The organism is Leifsonia sp. Y862, from assembly GCF_057669585.1.
In genome coordinates, this window is record NZ_JBYHFR010000001.1 from 436,300 (window position 1) to 452,456 (window position 16,157).

General features: G+C 63.5%; 12 protein-coding genes and 2 tRNA genes. 8 read left to right on the plus strand and 6 right to left on the minus strand.

The annotated features are described in order from the left end of the window. The first annotated feature begins 84 nt into the window (after positions 1-84). Together AC25Z0_RS02005 and AC25Z0_RS02010 are read left to right on the plus strand one after the other, a co-directional pair. Entirely contained in the window at positions 85-2,985 is a 2,901-nt protein-coding gene (locus AC25Z0_RS02005; protein ID WP_488132139.1) for a UPF0182 family membrane protein, read from the plus strand. A gap of 170 nt (positions 2,986-3,155) precedes the next feature. Beyond that, positions 3,156-3,229: transfer RNA gene (locus AC25Z0_RS02010), tRNA-Met, on the plus strand. 256 nt (positions 3,230-3,485) lie between these two features. Here the strand turns inward: AC25Z0_RS02010 and AC25Z0_RS02015 are convergent. After that, positions 3,486-4,559, minus strand: a complete 1,074-nt coding sequence (locus tag AC25Z0_RS02015; RefSeq protein WP_488132140.1) for an intradiol ring-cleavage dioxygenase — start codon at positions 4,557-4,559, stop codon at positions 3,486-3,488. 248 nt (positions 4,560-4,807) lie between these two features. On the opposite strand from AC25Z0_RS02015, the gene AC25Z0_RS02020 reads away from it, so the two are divergent. From AC25Z0_RS02020 to AC25Z0_RS02035, 4 genes are all read left to right on the plus strand, one after another. Then, on the plus strand, positions 4,808-5,242 hold the full coding sequence (locus tag AC25Z0_RS02020; RefSeq protein ID WP_488132141.1) for a GNAT family N-acetyltransferase: 435 nt from the start codon (positions 4,808-4,810) through the stop codon (positions 5,240-5,242). A 38-nt stretch (positions 5,243-5,280) separates the two neighbouring features. Beyond that, positions 5,281-5,354 (plus strand) — tRNA-Met (locus AC25Z0_RS02025). A gap of 376 nt (positions 5,355-5,730) precedes the next feature. Next, entirely contained in the window at positions 5,731-6,693 is a 963-nt protein-coding gene (locus tag AC25Z0_RS02030) for an ion channel (RefSeq protein ID WP_488132142.1), read from the plus strand. A gap of 26 nt (positions 6,694-6,719) precedes the next feature. Then, positions 6,720-8,690, plus strand: a complete 1,971-nt coding sequence (locus tag AC25Z0_RS02035) for an ABC1 kinase family protein (RefSeq protein ID WP_488132143.1) — start codon at positions 6,720-6,722, stop codon at positions 8,688-8,690. Positions 8,691-8,732: 42 nt separating this feature from the next. On the opposite strand, the gene AC25Z0_RS02040 is transcribed toward AC25Z0_RS02035, so the two are convergent. The 4 genes from AC25Z0_RS02040 to AC25Z0_RS02055 form a co-directional block, all read right to left on the minus strand. Further along, positions 8,733-9,494, minus strand: coding sequence for a polyprenol monophosphomannose synthase (locus AC25Z0_RS02040; protein WP_488132144.1), 762 nt, complete (start codon positions 9,492-9,494; stop codon positions 8,733-8,735). 4 nt (positions 9,495-9,498) lie between these two features. Beyond that, positions 9,499-11,022 (minus strand): glycosyltransferase family 39 protein, encoded by a 1,524-nt coding sequence (locus AC25Z0_RS02045; protein WP_488132145.1) that lies wholly within the window; start codon positions 11,020-11,022, stop codon positions 9,499-9,501. A 64-nt stretch (positions 11,023-11,086) separates the two neighbouring features. Beyond that, the gene (locus AC25Z0_RS02050; RefSeq protein WP_488132146.1) at positions 11,087-12,412 is read right to left on the minus strand and encodes a sensor histidine kinase; all 1,326 of its coding nucleotides are present in this window, start codon (positions 12,410-12,412) and stop codon (positions 11,087-11,089) included. Positions 12,413-12,450: 38 nt separating this feature from the next. Then, positions 12,451-13,164 carry a response regulator transcription factor gene (locus AC25Z0_RS02055; RefSeq protein WP_488118596.1) on the minus strand — a complete coding sequence of 238 codons (714 nt, stop codon included), beginning with the start codon at positions 13,162-13,164 and terminating at the stop codon, positions 12,451-12,453. Positions 13,165-13,273: 109 nt separating this feature from the next. Here AC25Z0_RS02055 and AC25Z0_RS02060 point away from each other — a divergent pair, with 109 nt between their 5' ends. Further along, positions 13,274-14,125 (plus strand): carbon-nitrogen hydrolase family protein, encoded by an 852-nt coding sequence (locus tag AC25Z0_RS02060; protein ID WP_488132147.1) that lies wholly within the window; start codon positions 13,274-13,276, stop codon positions 14,123-14,125. A 101-nt stretch (positions 14,126-14,226) separates the two neighbouring features. Here AC25Z0_RS02060 and AC25Z0_RS02065 read toward each other — a convergent pair whose 3' ends face one another. After that, positions 14,227-15,432 (minus strand): aminotransferase class I/II-fold pyridoxal phosphate-dependent enzyme, encoded by a 1,206-nt coding sequence (locus AC25Z0_RS02065; RefSeq protein ID WP_488132148.1) that lies wholly within the window; start codon positions 15,430-15,432, stop codon positions 14,227-14,229. Positions 15,433-15,590: 158 nt separating this feature from the next. Between AC25Z0_RS02065 and AC25Z0_RS02070 the strand changes: the two genes are divergently transcribed. Continuing rightward, positions 15,591-16,157, plus strand: a complete 567-nt coding sequence (locus tag AC25Z0_RS02070) for a hypothetical protein (RefSeq protein ID WP_488132149.1) — start codon at positions 15,591-15,593, stop codon at positions 16,155-16,157.

Genomic DNA, 16,157 nt, shown 5'->3' on the forward strand with positions numbered 1-16,157 from the left:
CCGAGGGAATCATCTGAATTCTCTCAGCTAGCTCACTCTAGGATTGGGTTCTGACCCTGATCTAATCGAGCAAGAGGCCAATTCGTGACATCAGCAGCAGCTGCCAGTGCACCACACCGAAGTAGAGCACCACTCGCCATAACCGTGGCGATTATCGCGGCGTTGGTGGTGCTTTTCTTTGTCTTCGCCGGCTTATATGCCGACATCCTCTGGTTCGACCAGCTGGGATTCCTGAGCGTCCTCACCACCCAGTGGGTCGCGGGAATCTCATTGTTCCTGATCGGCTTCTTCGCCATGGCGATCCCGGTGTGGGTGAGCATCCTGCTCGCGTATCGCCTGCGGCCCATGTACGCCAAGCTCAACTCGCAGGTTGACCGCTACCAGCAGGTCATCGAGCCGCTTCGCAGGCTCGCCATGTATGGCATCCCTGCGTTGCTCGGCCTTTTCGCCGGTGTCGCCGCGTCGAGCCGCTGGGAGACCAGCCTCATGTGGGTCAACCGCACAGAGGTGGGAACCACCGACCCGCAGTTCAACATGGATCTGTCGTTCTACCTCTTCGACCTGCCGTTCTATCACGCAGTGCTGGCCTTCGCGTCGGCCGTTGTCATCATCTCTGCACTCGTCGCCATCGCGACGAGCTACCTGTACGGCGCCATCCGCGTGAGCGGCCGCGAGGTGCTGATCTCCAAGTCCGCCAGGGTGCAGATCGCCGTCACGGCGGCCGTCTACCTGCTCCTGCAGGCCGTGAGCATCTGGCTCGACCAGTACTCGACCCTCACCGACTCCAATGGCCTCATCACGGGTGCCGGCTACACCGACGTGAATGCGACGATCCCCGGCCGTGCGATCCTTGCCGGTATCGCGGCGGTTGTCGCCATCCTGTTCCTGGTCACCGCCTTCATCGGACGTTGGCGCCTGCCGATCATTGGCACGGTTCTCCTCATCGTCTCGAGCCTCCTGATCGGTTCGCTCTACCCGTGGGTTGTACAGCGCTTCCAGGTTGACCCGAGCGCCAAGACGCTTGAGCAGCCATACATCCAACGCAATATCGATATGACCCGTGATGCCTATGGCGTCGCCGGCATCGAGGAAATCGCCTACAACGCGACGACGACTGCCGAACCTGGCGCTCTTCGCACCGACGCCGAAACCACCGCGAACATTCGCATCATCGACCCGGCAGTCGTCAGCCCGGCGTTCGCCCAGCTTGAGCAGTTCAAGCAGTACTACCAGTTCCCGAAGGACCTCGACGTCGACCGCTACATGATCGGTGGCAAGTCGCAGGACGCCGTCGTCGCGGTGCGTGACCTGAACCTCGATGGACTGGGCTCCGGTAACACCTGGGTCAACAACACCATCGTCTACACCCACGGTTACGGTGTTGTCGCCGCATACGGTAACCAGCGCTCCGCAGACGGCCAGCCGGTCTTCTTCGAGTCCGGCATCCCGACCACGGGCGACCTGGGGGAGTACCAGCCGCGCGTGTACTTCGGTGAGACGTCGCCGACGTACTCCATCGTTGGCGCCCCGAAGGGCAGCAAGCCTGTCGAGCTCGACTACCCGTCAGGCACGGATGGCGCCCAGCAGACGTACACCACGTTTGAGGGCGATGGCGGGCCCAAGCTCGACAACTCGTTCAAGAAGCTCATCTATGCGCTCAAGTTCCAGTCAGAGCAGATCTTCCTGTCCGACTCCGTCAACGACGACTCGCAGATCCTCTACGACCGCGATCCGATCGACCGCGTGCAGAAGGTTGCTCCGTACCTCACCCTCGACTCTGAAACGTACCCGTCGGTTGTCGATGGCCGTCTCAAGTGGATCGTCGATGGCTACACCACGTCGACAAGCTACCCGTACTCAACACCGGTGAGCCTGTCTGACTCGATTGCCGACTCCCAGACGCCGCCGCAGCCGTACGCGATCGATGACATCAACTACATGCGCAACTCGGTCAAGGCCACCGTTGACGCCTATGACGGTTCCGTGACGCTCTACGCCTGGGACACGGAAGACCCGCTGTTGAACACGTGGGAGAAGATCTTCCCCGCAACGGTCAAGCCCATGAGCGACATGAGCGGCGCGCTCATGAGCCACGTGCGGTACCCGGCTGACATGTTCAAGGTGCAGCGCGCGGTGCTCGGCAAGTACCACGTGACGGATGCCGGCTCGTTCTACTCACAGGACGACGCCTGGATCACGCCGGATGACCCGGTATCGTCTGCCACAGAGCCCACACTGCAGCCGCCGTACTACCTGACGATGCAGATGCCCGGGCAGGACGCACCGACGTACTCGCTGTACACCACGTACATCCCGAACGCCTCTGGTACCTCGAGCCGCAACGTGTTGACCGGATACATGGCGGTTGACTCGGATGCCGGCTCCACAGACGGCAAACGGACCGCCGGTTATGGCAAGCTCCGGCTGCTCACGCTGCCGAAGGATGACACCGTGCCAGGCCCCGGCCAGGTGCAGGCCAAGTTCAACGGTGACCCGACCGTGTCCCAGCAGCTCAACCTGCTGAAGCAGGGCCAGTCGAAGGTCATCAACGGAAACCTGTTGACCTTGCCCGTCGGTGGCGGACTCCTCTACGTGCAGCCGGTGTACGTGCAGTCGACCGGTAGCAGCGGATACCCGCTGCTGCAGAAGGTGCTCGTCGCGTTCGGTGACCAGATCGCGTTCGAAGACACCCTCGACAAGGCACTCGACGTGCTGTTCGGTGGCGACTCAGGGGCCTCGGCCGGTGACACCTCTGTGCCGCCGACGGACACCACGGCGCCGACCACCCCAGACACGTCGACGCCGAGCACCGAAACTGGTAACGCAGCAACGGATGCCCAGCTGAAGGCGCTGCTCCAGGATGCCAAGCAGGCCATGAGCGACAAGCAGGCTGCACTCGCAGCAGGCGACCTCGCCGCGTTCGGTGTCGCAGACGCCAAGCTGAGCCAGATCATCTCCAGCATGCAGAACCTGCTCGGCCAGTAGCCGGCAGCTGAACGGATAGACGCCCGGCAGGGCGAGGCGAGAGCCTCGCGCTGCCGGGCGTCGTCGTTTGGCAGCGTCGCGGTGTGGCGTCGGCTGGCGCCCGCCTGTGGCGTGGTGTGGCGTCCCGTGGTCAGGAGCACTGCCGAGCTGTGGTAAATTAGTACTTGTAACGCGGGGTGGAGCAGTTCGGTAGCTCGCTGGGCTCATAACCCAGAGGTCGCAGGTTCAAATCCTGTCCCCGCAACGTTGTGTTCAACACGCAAGGCCCGGAATCCCCGTGATTCCGGGCCTTTTGCATGTCCGCGCCCGCTGCTGCCCCGGCGTTGTGTTCGCCGTCGCACGGTTGGTGACGTCGTCGCGCCCGCTGTCGCTAACCGCGCTCGCTATAGCGGGCGCGACTCGCCACAACGAGCGCGGTCGCCGGAGCATCCCCCCCCCCGTTGGTCGAGGAGCGAGCGCCAGCGAGCGTCTCGAGACCTGTCTGGCCGAGCAGCTAGCCGCTAGCGCGAGGGCGCGCCCGTTGGGGGCGCGCCCGTTGGGGGCGCGCCCGTCGGGGGCGTTCCGCCGGGGCCGGTGCCGCCGTCTGGTGGGGTTCCGCCAGGGCCGCTGCCACCGTCAGGTGGGGTTCCGCCAGCGCCGTTCGGCGGGGTGCCACCACCACCCGACCCGCCGGCGCCACCGCCAGGGGCAGCCCCTGCGGTCGGTGCCGTGGTCGTGTCGACCCGCACGGTGAGCGCGACGGTGTAGCCGGACGTGACATCGCCGGTCACCGTTGCGAGCTGCGAGGCACCGCCGTCATCGCCGAACACGTTGTCGCTGTCGAGGGACACCTGGGCGAGGTTGGCGGCGGAGCCCGCGTACCCGTCAAGCGCGTAAACGGCCGTGCTGACATCGTGGGGGAGCGCGACCTGGGACGTCGCAATGGCGTTTGCGGCATCCGTTATTGAGTCCACGTTCGGGTAGACCTCGAAGTGGATGTGTGGCCAGCGGCCCGTGTAGCAGGCCGGGAAGATCGAGGTATAGCTCACCGTGCCGTTGCTGTCGGCGACCTGTACGCCGCGCAGGTACGTCTCGTTCTCAATTCCCTCTGAGTACATCGAGTACCCGCCGGCGGCATCACAGTGCCACACGTAGACCGCAACATCCTTGAACGGCGCGTCGTTGTTCGCCATGTCGAGAATGGTGAGCGTCAGGGCCATGGGAACACCAGTGGCCGTCAACCCGCCATCAAGGCTTGAGCGGATGTCGCTCCGCACGATGCCCGACTGGTCGAGCACGTCGGCCCCATTGGATCCGTCACCCGGGTATGGGCCAGCGGTCTCGTCAGGGATCTCGCCCGTGGACGTCGACGCTGCGGCGCTTGAGGCGGGACCCGAGGAATCGGTGGAGCAGGCGGCAAGAGCGACGGCACCGGCACCGAGTCCGATGAGGCTGAGCACGTTCCGCCGGGTGATGAGTGTGCGGATGTCGAAGGCGACACCCTGATCGACGACCTCTTCATCTGCCCGATCAAGCAGGCGTCCTTCGTAGGCCGGACCATCAGGCGTGGAGACTGGTTCAGGGATGCGGCTCATGGAGACCTCTCGCAATCGGGGACGTGGTGTCACTCGACAACCTTGCTCTGGTTGCGCGCGGATTCGCTTGGGGAATCCTATGTATCGACCATGAGTCGTTTGGGGTTGAGCACGACGCCACGCCACACGAACCGGAGCCTGACTCCGGCGACGAAACGTGTAGTCGAAGCCGGCGCGCACTCTCTCGGGCGACGCGGCCCGGTGTGATGTGAGTTGTGCGGCGTTGCCGTGTTCGGTTTGATGGACACATGACGGCAGACAGATACCGGTTCTCATCCCTCGTCGAGGACATGGACCGAGAGCAGATCCACGCGTGGTTGAGCACACAGGCGGACTGGGCGAAGGGACGCACACGTGCCCTTCAGGATGCGGCGATCGACGCATCCCGGAACTTCGGCATGTTCGACGCAGCGAGCGGGCGCCAGGTGGCCTATGCCAGGGTCGTGACAGACTCTGTGACGTTCGCGTGGCTCTGTGACGTCTTCGTCGATGATGAGGTGCGCGGGCAGGGCGTTGGTGTCGCGCTCATCCAGAATGTCTGCCTTGTGCTCGACGAACTGAATCTGAGGCGGGTCGCACTGGCGACGCAAGATGCCCACGGCCTGTACGAGAAGTTCGGCTTTGAACCCCTTGCCGAGCCGAACACCTGGATGGCGCGGCCCGTTCGAGTCCCCGAGTGGTAATCGTGTACCCCGATCGTGGGCTAGTATTGAAGAAGTGGCGCGGGGTGGAGCAGTTCGGTAGCTCGCTGGGCTCATAACCCAGAGGTCGCAGGTTCAAATCCTGTCCCCGCAACAAGAAGAAAAGTCCCGGTCTCCCAGAGGCCGGGACTTTTTTGTTTCTCCCGTGGTTGAAAGCAGAGAGCTGCTCCAGATGCTCGACATCAGCGCGGCTGTCGCGCCAACGCAGAGTTAGCCAACGCAGAGTTAGCCAACGCAGAGATATCTGTCGAATTCCCCAGTGCGGCGTATTGTGCTGGCATGGGCTGTCTCTCGAGTACACGTGCTCGGGAGTAGAACGTGTAGCCAGACATAGGGTCACGCTGACCAGAACTCGAATTGTGCGCCGGTCCGGAATCGCGAAGCAAGACGCGAGAAGGCTTTTTCCTCTCCTGGCTCGAATCCGGGGACAATGAATGCGCGTGAGTGCTTCTTGGGGAAGGGCGGGAACGATGAAAGCGAACTCGGAAAGCCAGCCGGGTAATAGCACGACAGGGCGAATCGGCCCGTCAGCCGGAGAGGTCGGCGCCAAGACGCCACGGCCATTCACCCTCGTCGATACGGGCTACTTGATCGTGTTGATCCTGATCACCGTGTCATACATCGTGTCGGCGCTGCAGGAGAGCGGCCGCCCAAGCCCCTTGGCCCTCATCCTGCAACTCGTGAGTGTCGTCGTGATCTTCCGCGTCGCGGAAGTCCACGTTGCGTTCATCCGAACCATCGACGTGATCATCGCGATCTCGCTCGTGCTGGTCATCGCGTCAGTGTGGCTCAACTGGGCAGAAAGCATTGAACGCACCTGGCTGGATATCGCGTTGTCGGCGTTGTCCGCGGCGTTCTACCTGCTGACGCCAATTGTGATCATCCAACATCAATTGCGACGCTCAAAGGTCGACATCCAGACCCTGCTCGCGTCGATCTCGGCGTACCTGCTGATCGCCATGTTCTTCACGTTCGCGTTCAACCTCATCGGTCTGATCGATCCGGGGAAGTCGTTCGGCACCAAAGGATCGGAATCCCTCTCTGCGCAGCTGTTCTACTCGTTCACCACGATTACGACCATCGGCAAGAGTGAGCTCGGGCCGGTGACGGCCCTGGCCCAAAGCCTCACAATCGCAGAGGTCGTCATTGGCCAACTGTTCCTGGTCGTGGCCGTCGCGAAGGTCGTGAACGACTGGACCCCGACCCGGATCGGCGCGCTGGAAAAGCAGCTGCAGAGCGATGTGGAAGGCCTCGTCAGCCGAGACGAGGAACGCGATGTCGCCAGGGATGTCTCCAGGGATGCCGCGCGCGACGCGCAGCGTGATGCGGCGCGGGATGCCGCTCACGATGCGGGCAGGGGCACGGGTCGCGCACCCGGTGTGCAACCAGGGACAACGCCGCCAGATGCTGCTCCACCCACGGGCGCCGCGTAGGCAAACAAGTTCTGTAGACGCCCATCATGGATGCCCGCAGCGTCCTGTTCAGCTTCACCGTCGGTGTTGCTGCCACTTTGCTGGTCATGTTCCTCGTCGTCGTGGTGGTGCGCCGCCTGGTTGGCGTGCAGGTGGGCGGCATTCGAATCGTTCTCGCCGGCCTGGTTGCGCTCGCCGCAGAGGTCGCGTTCGAGGCACGGTTCGTCTGGACGCAACTGGAATACGTCCTCGCTTTCGCGCCGATTCAGATCGGGATTGTGCTCATCACGGCGATGCTGTTCCTGGTGATCGCCGAGATCATCGTGCCGCAGGGCAGTCTGCCGCCGATGTCGGCGTGGGGTTCGGAGTTCCGCGCCCAGCGGGCCAGGGCGCGACGTTATTCGGAGATCACCAGAATCGCGGTCAAGCATGGACTACTTGCCCCCAGAGCCCGGAAGAAGAAGAACGCTGCACCCGACAGCCCGGCGCAGCGCCGCTCACATGCGCGGGCGCTCCGCCTCGCCCTGGAGGAAGCCGGCGTCACGTTTGTGAAGCTCGGGCAGGTGCTCTCGACGCGACCAGACTTGGTTTCCGCTGAGTACATCGCCGAGCTGTCCTTGCTCCAACAAGACGTGCCTCCTGCGCAGTGGGCGGCGGTGAAGGCCCAGTTGGAAAGAGAGCTGGGGGCAACGGTTGACGATGTCTTCGCCGACTTCGAGCCGACACCGCTGGCTGCAGCATCCATCGGGCAGGTTCACCGTGCACGACTGGTGTCGGGGGAGGCCGTGGCGGTAAAAGTGCAGCGTCCAGGAATCGAACCCAGCGTGTCGCTGGACCTCGACATCACCGTCCGACTCGCCAAGGTGTTCGAGAGCACCTCGGGCGCGGCCAGTTCACTTCGGATCGTCGACATGGCCCAGAGCTTCGTCGATTCCTTGCGAGAAGAACTGGACTACCGAGTTGAGGCCGGCAACCTGGCTGCACTCAGCACCGCACTGGGCAGTCATCCGGAATCCGAACGGATGGTCGTGCCTCATTTGTACACCGCGCTGAGCACGCGACGGGTGTTGACCATGGACTTGATCGATGGCCGCGGGCTGAGCGACTCCGCGACTGTGGCCGGATTGGAGCCAGCGGCGCGCAGCCGCGACGCCCTCGTGCTCTATCGGTCATTGCTTCGGCAGATTATCGTCGACGGGGTATTCCATGCTGATCTCCACCCTGGGAACGTTCTGGTCCTCCCAGACGGAAACCTGGCGCTTGTCGACTTCGGCTCGGTGGGACGGATGGATTCCGAACTCCGCGCGTCGCTCAGAGCCCTGGTCCTTGGGTTCAACCGGGGTAACTCGCAACAGATGGTCGACGCCCTATTCAGCATGGTGGTGCGTCCTGACTCGCTCGATGAGCCAGAGCTGCGTCGAGTGCTTTCCAGCTTCATTGCCGCACATTTCGGGGCTGGAGCCACCGTCGATGTCGGGCTGTTCAACCGGATCGTCGAACTCATGGGCGCCTACTCGCTGGCGCTTCCAGGCGAGTTAGGGACCGCGGTACGCGCTTTTGCCGAGGCGCAGGGCACGGTCAACGTGCTGGAGCCTGGCTTTGACGTGGTCGGCAAGGCCCGTGAATTCGGCCGGGATCAGCTTCGGTCATCGCTTCAACCGTCCCACGTGGCGAATGCTGCTGTTGACGAAGCACTCGTGCTGTTGCCGATCCTGAAGCGCCTGCCCAGGAGTATCGATCAGATCGCCACGTCTGTCGAGGAAGGTCGACTGACCGTCAACACTCGCATCCTGGCGGATGAGCGGGATCGCCGGTTCATCACCGGATTGGTGCAGCAGGTGATGGTGGCGTTCCTCGGCGCCATCATCGGATTCATGGCGACGATCCTGCTGATCAACGGCGGGGGGCCGACGCTGGCTCCTGATCTCAGCCTCTACCAGCTCTTCGCCTATCTGCTGATCATGGTGTCGTCAGTGCTGATCCTGCGGGTGCTCTTCGACGTCTTCCGTCGATCGTGAAGCCGTCGGTGTACGCGTCGCCCAGCCGGGCCTCGTCTGGCGTCAGACTCCAGCGGGCGACGCGGCGACCTCGTTCTGCGCTTCTGGCCGGTGGTTCGCGCCCTTGCCGGTGAGTCCCCAGACGGTGACGCGACGCACGGCTTCGAGAACGATTCCGCCGCTCATCTTTGACGAGCCACGCACACGTTCCACGAACGTGATGGGCACCTCCACGACACGGAGGTCGGCGCGAACTGCATGCAGGAGCATGTCGATCTGGAAGCAATACCCGTGGCTTTCAACGCTGGACAGCTTCATGCGTTCAAGGGCGTCAGCGCTGTAGACGCGGTATCCGCCGGTCACGTCGCGCTGCGGCAGCCGAAGCATGATGCGGGCGTAGGTCGAGCCACCTCTGGAGAGGGCGCGGCGGTGCCATGGCCAGTTCTGCACCTCGCCACCCGGTACCCAGCGAGAGCCCATCACGACGTCGGTGGTTTCGGCTGCGTCGAGAAGCCGGGGAAGTTGCTCTGGCAGGTGAGAGCCATCGGCGTCCAGCTGTACGAGCAGGTCGAAACCATGGGTGCGTGCCCAGGCGAATCCCTCAAGGTAGGCGGCACCCAGCCCGCTCTTCTGCGCGCGGTGCAGGACATGCACGCGATCGTGGCGCGCGGACAGGGCATCTGCGATCGCGCCGGTGCCGTCTGGTGACGAGTCATCAATGATGAGTACGTGGCTCGTCGGCACACTCTCCAACACCCGACCGACGATGTTCTCGACATTGTCGCGCTCGTTGTAAGTGGGGATGAGAACCAGGGTATTCGGCATGTTTCTACCTTGTCATTTCAATGATGATCGTGCGGTTGACCGTAGTCGAGTCTGTCGTGACGAAACCAGACTCTTGAAGTATTCTGACGTCGGATTCGGAGGTGTTCTCCGTGCTTCCTCTGTTCTGCAGCACCCAGACGGTGTTCGTGTCTGAGAGCGTGCCTGTGACGTCAGCGAGCGGATTCGTTGTGTCCCAGATCCAACTCGTGTCCGCAAAATTCGTGTTCAACGTGATATCGACCAAACCGCTGAATGCGGCAGGGTACAGGTGCATCGCCAGTCGAGGTCGTTGCGAGGGATTCACACTCTCATCAAACACGATGGCGTCGCCCGGATGCGCATTCGCCTGCAGGACATCCGCCACCTGGCGCCAGTCGCTGCCGTCATTCTTCGCGAATGGGCCACGCTGGCCGATGTAGGTGGGCAGGGTGACGGCAACGACGAGGGCAAGCGCGCCATACTGCAGCCAACGCGGTTTGATGGCCACGATGCCCATGGCGATCGCAATGGCGACAGCCGGAGTGCAGATTGACAGGTACCGCAGCGAGTACATCGGGGCAACGAGATGTGTGCCGACCAGGAGGATTCCACTCGGGATGATCATCCAGGCCAGCGCAACGATGAGCACACTCCTGGCGCCCGGCACCCGGGTGCTGCGTCGCCTGATGAGCACCGCGTAGATTGCGACGGCGATGAGCAGCCAGGCGATGATCGCCAGCGGCACAGACTCGAACCACTGCCGGACGGCCGCCTCGAGAACGCTGATCTGCGGGCGCCGCCCGATGAACGAGATCTGGTCACGCTGGGCTAACCCAAAAATGAAGACCGGCAGCGCGAGAATGCAGCCGAGCGCGGTTGCCAGGGCCCAGCTGCCAAGTGGTGCCCAGCTGCGGCGTGACAGGTAGACGACGAGAATATGCACGGGCAGCAACAGCACGATGTAGAGGAAGTCATAGATCCCGACGGCGAGGAGCAGTGCGTATGCTCCCCACAGCCAGCGGGAGCCGCGCGTGCTGCGATCGGTGCGCACGGCGTGCACGAGGAGCACGATCAGCCACACGGCGATGGCCGTTGCCAGCGCCGTTGAACGCGCTTCTGCACCCATGTACGTGACCCGCGGGAGGATGGCGAAGACGAGGCCTGCCACGATGGCGACCCTGGTCGTCAGTACGGTGCGGGTCAGCACGAACACGCCGGCTGCGGCGATGCCGATCGCGAATGCACTCGGCAATCTGGTCGCGAGTTCTGATGCGCCGAATTCGTCGATCCAGGCGTGCAGGAACAGGTAGTAGAAGCCGTGGACGGCATCCACATTTCCGAGCATCGTGAACAACGATGGCAGCGGACGCTCGGCCGACATCACGCTGGCAGCTTCGTCGCCCCAGTATGAGGGCTGCCATGACCAGGCCGCCGAAACAAGGAACGCGAACAGCCCGATGACAAACGCGGTTCCCCTGATACTTCGCGAGGATCCCGGTGCCGCGACCGGGGCAACGTTGGGGTCGAGGGGAAGGAGGAGGGCTGCCACGTCGTCACGCTACACGTGCTGTCTTAACGTTTGGGGTCGGTGCCAGTCCAGCGCCTTCGAACACTCACAGATTGCTGCGACGTGGCAGGCGAATCTCCACGGCAAGGCCGCTGCCCGTGTTCTGCAGCTTCACCGTGCCGCCCGCGTACTCGACGATGGCCTGCACGATCGCGAGCCCCAGCCCTGATCCGCCTGTTCCGCTCGAGCGGGAATTGTCGGGGCGAGAGAAGCGGTCGAAGGCCAGCGGCAGAAACTCCTCCGGCATGCCTGGACCGGTGTCGACCACGCGCAGCCTGGCGCCATCGCCGTATCTGTCGAGGCTGACCGTGACGGTGCCCCCGCCGTCCATGGCCGCTATCGCGTTGGAAATGAGGTTGTCGACGAGCTGTCCGACGTTGGTGCGCGAGAGGGCGTAGCGGCCGTTGGGATCGTCGCCGGTGATCTCGTAGTCGACATCGACGCCCGGCCCATTTCGCGTGCTGCGGGCGCGATCAACGGATGCCGTGATCTCGCTCTCGAGACCGGCCCAGTCGACTTCTGCCTGCGATTGCTGACTCTCCAGCTTCGAGAGCTCCAGCAAGTTGGTGGCCAGGCGCGATAGCCGAGTGACGGTGGCCGACGCGTCGTCGATGTCCTGCTCGAGGGCGTCAGCGTCGCCCGAATTGAGATGGGCGAGCTCCAGTTGGGTGCGGAGCACGGCGAGTGGGGTGCGCAGTTCATGGCTGGCGTCGTTGACGACCTGCTTCTCACGGTCAACGGATGCCCGCAACCGAACAATGAAGTCGTTGAGGGTGCCGGCCAGCTGGCTGACCTCGTCTTTTCCGGCCGGAACCAGGAGTTCGGCCGACGACCCTGACACGCTGAGGCTCTCCGCCTCTTCCCGCAGTCGGTTGACCGGTCGCAGGGCCGCTCCTGTCAGCAGCCACGACGCGATGCCAAAACCGACGACCAGCACGAAGGCGCCGATGATGAGCACCTGGTCGAGCTCTCCCATCAGCAGTCCGAGCGCCTCCTGGTTCCTGGCCGAGATGATCGTCCACTCTCCGGCATCCGTTTGCACCGTCGTTCTCAGCACCCAGTACGTCGAATTTCCGGCCCTGATGCTCTCGGGCCGTGCGCCGAGCTCTGTCAGCGTGTGCAGCTCTGCGGCGAGTTTCCGGGGCAACGACGACTCGACGACGACGCCGTCAGGGCCGAGCACCGCGATGAGCTGGCCTTCACCAGCCTCACGAATGGGATCGTCCGGGTTCTCCATGAGCGTGCTGATCATGGGGGCTGCATCATTCCGCAGCAGTGTCGCGGTGGTCTCGGTCAGGATCGACTGGACTTCCAGCCGAAAGAAGAAGCCCGCAACGCTGAAGAGGACAATCGCGATGATGAGGCTGCCCATGGTGATTCGAGCTCGGATCGAGAGGCCGAGCCGCCGAATCATTCGATCAACTCCAGGCAATAGCCGGTGCCACGAACCGTGACGATGCGCACGCTGGAGGCGTCTGTATCGATCTTGCGACGGAGGTAGCTGATGTACTGGTCAACGATGTTCGGGTCGATGTGGGCTGTGCCGTCCCAGATCTCCTCGAGAATGGTGGCGCGGTCAACAGTGACGCCTGCGTGACTGGCGAGCAGGCGAAGCAGCGAGAATTCCTTCGGGCTGACCGAGACGGAGCGTCCAGCGACGGCAACCTTGAGGTCGCGCGAATCGAGGGTGAGGTTTCCGATTTCCACGTTCAGCGGTGCACCCATCGCCTGGCGGCGAAGCAGCGCTCGCACCCTGGCCTTCAGCTCCTCAAAGGCAAACGGCTTGGTCATGTAATCATCAGCGCCGCTGTCGAGACCGAGTACCCGGTCCTCGACGGTGTCGCGCGCGGTGAGCAGCAGCACGGGCATGGTGCTCCCGGCTTCACGGATGCGACGGCAAATCTCGATGCCGGACATCTGGGGGAGCATGACGTCGATGGCGGCGAGCGCGAAGTCATCGTGCCTGGCCGCGATGAGGGCATCCATTCCTGTCGAGACACGAACGACGGTGTAGCCCTCTGCGGTGAGACCGCGTTCGATCAGGGCACCCATTTGGTCATCGTCTTCCACGACCAGGATCTTCATGTCCAGCTCCTTCAGGGCATCAATGTTCGAGGGGCCCATATTCGCAGCCTACCCAGTGCTGACTCGCACCGAAGTAGACCATATCTAATACCCGAGGCTCTCCCCGCCACGTCCGATCCTGGACCGGACGCAACACTAGGCTTGCCGCATGGTCGCATCCCCTCCATCGTCACCCGTGTCCGGTCTTCGAGCGGATGCCGTCGGCGTTGCGGTCGCCCAGTTCCGGCCTGGCACCGACGAAGCAGAGAACCTCGCCGTCATCCGCTCACTGGCCGCGCTGGCCGCGGCGCGCGGCGCGACGCTTGTCGTCTTCCCGGAGTACTCGTCGTATTTCGAGGCCAGGATCGGGCGCGGTTTCGTCGATGCGGCCCAGCCCCTGACGGGATCCTTCGTCACCGGGTTGCGTGAGATGGCTGTCGAGCTGGGTATCTATGTCGTTGCCGGCATGCTGGAGCAGGTCGCAGACGCCGACCGCTTCTCCAACACCCTCATTGCGCTGTCTCCGACCGGTGACCTCGTCGCCAGCTATCGGAAGCTGCACCTCTACGACGCCTTCGGCGATCGTGAATCGGACTGGGTCGTGGCCGGCGCAATCGACGAGCCTGAGACTTTCACCGTCGGCACCCTGACTGTCGGCTTGCAGACGTGTTACGACATCCGCTTCCCAGAGGTCACTCGGCGCCTGGTCGATGCCGGCGCCGACCTGGTGCTGGTGCCGGCCGAATGGGTGCGGGGTCCGCTCAAGGAGCACCACTGGCGCACGCTCGTCACCGCGCGGGCCCTGGAGAACACCATCTACGTTGCGGCGGCCGACCACGCCCCGCCAGTTGGAGCGGGCAACAGCATGGTGGTCGACCCGATGGGTGTGGAGCTGGTGACCATCGGCGAGACAACGGATGTGGCACTCGCCTGGATCTCCAGCGAACGGATCAGCGCGGTGCGCGCCGTGAACCCGGCACTGGCTCTCCGCCGGTTCGGCGTTGTACCCCGCGAGCGTTGACGGATGACTCTCACGCCACCCACCTGGAACGAGCAAGTCGCCAGGCACCTGCCGGAGTATTCGCGGGCAGTCGCTCGCTATGCCGCGGCGTTGTCCGCGCGCTAGCCCACTCGGACTGTCAACGCTGTGAGCTGCTCAGCAGCCTGCTCCAGCACATCGACCTTCTTGCAATAGGCGAATCGCACGAGCGACGCGTACCGTGACGCGTGGGTTGGTGAGCAGAACGCAGAGATCGGCACCGCGACCACCCCGGCAAGCCCGGGAAGAACGCGGCAGAACTCTGCGCCGTCTGCATAGCCGAGGGGCGCGGCATCCGCGACGATGAAGTAGGAGCCACCCGGCAGGGTGACGCCGAACCCGGCACGGCTGAGACCGGCGGCAAGCACATCGCGCTTCTGCTGCAAGTCGGCGGCGATGCCGGTGAAGTAGCTGTCTGGCAGGGCAAGGCCGAGGGCGATGGCCGGCTGGAATGGGGCGCCGTTCACATAGGTGAGGAACTGCTTGACCGCGAGGATCGCCGTCACGATCTCGGCGGGAGCACTCAACCAGCCAATCTTCCACCCCGTGGTGTTGAAGGTCTTGCCGGCAGAAGAAATGGTGACGGTGCGTTCTCGGGCTCCGGGCAGCGTGGCGACCGGAATGTGGGTGACGCCGAACGTCAGGTGCTCGTACACCTCGTCGGTGACAATGAGGGCGTCGTGCCGATGGGCCAGCTCAACGATGGCGTCGAGGACCTCCCGCGGAAAGACGGTGCCTGTCGGGTTGTGCGGATTGTTGAGCAGGATGATGCGGGTGCGGTCAGAGACGACGGCGCGGAGATCGTCGAGGTCTGGCAGGAAGTCAGGGGCGAGTAGCGGAACGGTGCGGTGGATGCCACCGGCGAGCGTGATCAGTGCGCCGTATGCGTCGTAGAACGGCTCGAACGTGACGACCTCGTCGCCCGGTTCGAGGAGCGCGAGCAGCGTGGCGGAGAGCGCTTCGGTGGCCCCGGCCGTCACAAGGATCTCCGTGGCTGGGTCGACGCTCAATCCGTAGAAGCGCTCCTGGTGGGCAGCGATGGCAGACAGCAGCACGGGGGAGCCGCGACCGGGCGGGTACTGGTTGACCCCGTCTGAGATGGCTTGGCGAGCGGCCTCGAGAATCTCGGCAGGACCGTCTTCATCGGGAAACCCCTGCCCGAGGTTGATGGCCCCAGTGCGCATGGCCAGTGCGCTCATTTCGGCGAAAATGCTTGCGGCAACGCTGCCGTCTGCGGCCAGCAGGCCGGCGCCGCTGGCTGCGCGCTTCCATGCGCCGTGTACTGTCATCGCTTCACCTGCATGCCTCAAAACTACGACATTGGCGGACGAGAGGCTCGTGGTGACGCGCGTGCCCACTGGCCCAACCAGACGAGATCTTCTCGGTGGATCTCAGTCCCTGTGGAAAGTTTCGACCACGCGGTGCCAATCTGCCCTACCGTGGCCCCATGCGGATTGCAGATGCGCGGGCCTTAAGCAGTGTCCTCGTGCTGCTTGCCGCCGTCGTTTTGAGCGGATGCGCGTCGTCACCGCAGCCGGCGCCCACCTCTGCAGCCCCCACCGTTGCGCCCGTGTTCGCCACCGAGGAGGAGGCGCTCGCCGCGGCCACGGAGGCTTATGCCGCGTATCTCAAAGCAGGTGACAACTCATGGGTCGGTGACCAAGAATCATTGGACGCGTTTTTCGCCCTGTCCGTGGGTGCTGCACATGACGGAGAACTTGATACACGGGAGTTATTCGCTGACAAAGGCTGGACCAAAAGTGGTCAAACTTCCTTTTACTCGATGGGACTTCAATCGTTCGAGTTGAATGCGGACGGTGAGACCACGATACGGGCGTACGCGTGTCTTGACGTCAGTCAAACAGACGTAATTGATTCTGAAGGCGCTTCAATCGTCTCCGAGGACAGGCCACCTGTCCTTCCGCTTGAGTTGGTTTTTGTCACCTCAGGTACTTCTGATGTCTCGTTGCGTTTGACGGAGTCGACGGTATGGTCCGGCACGGATTTCTGTTAG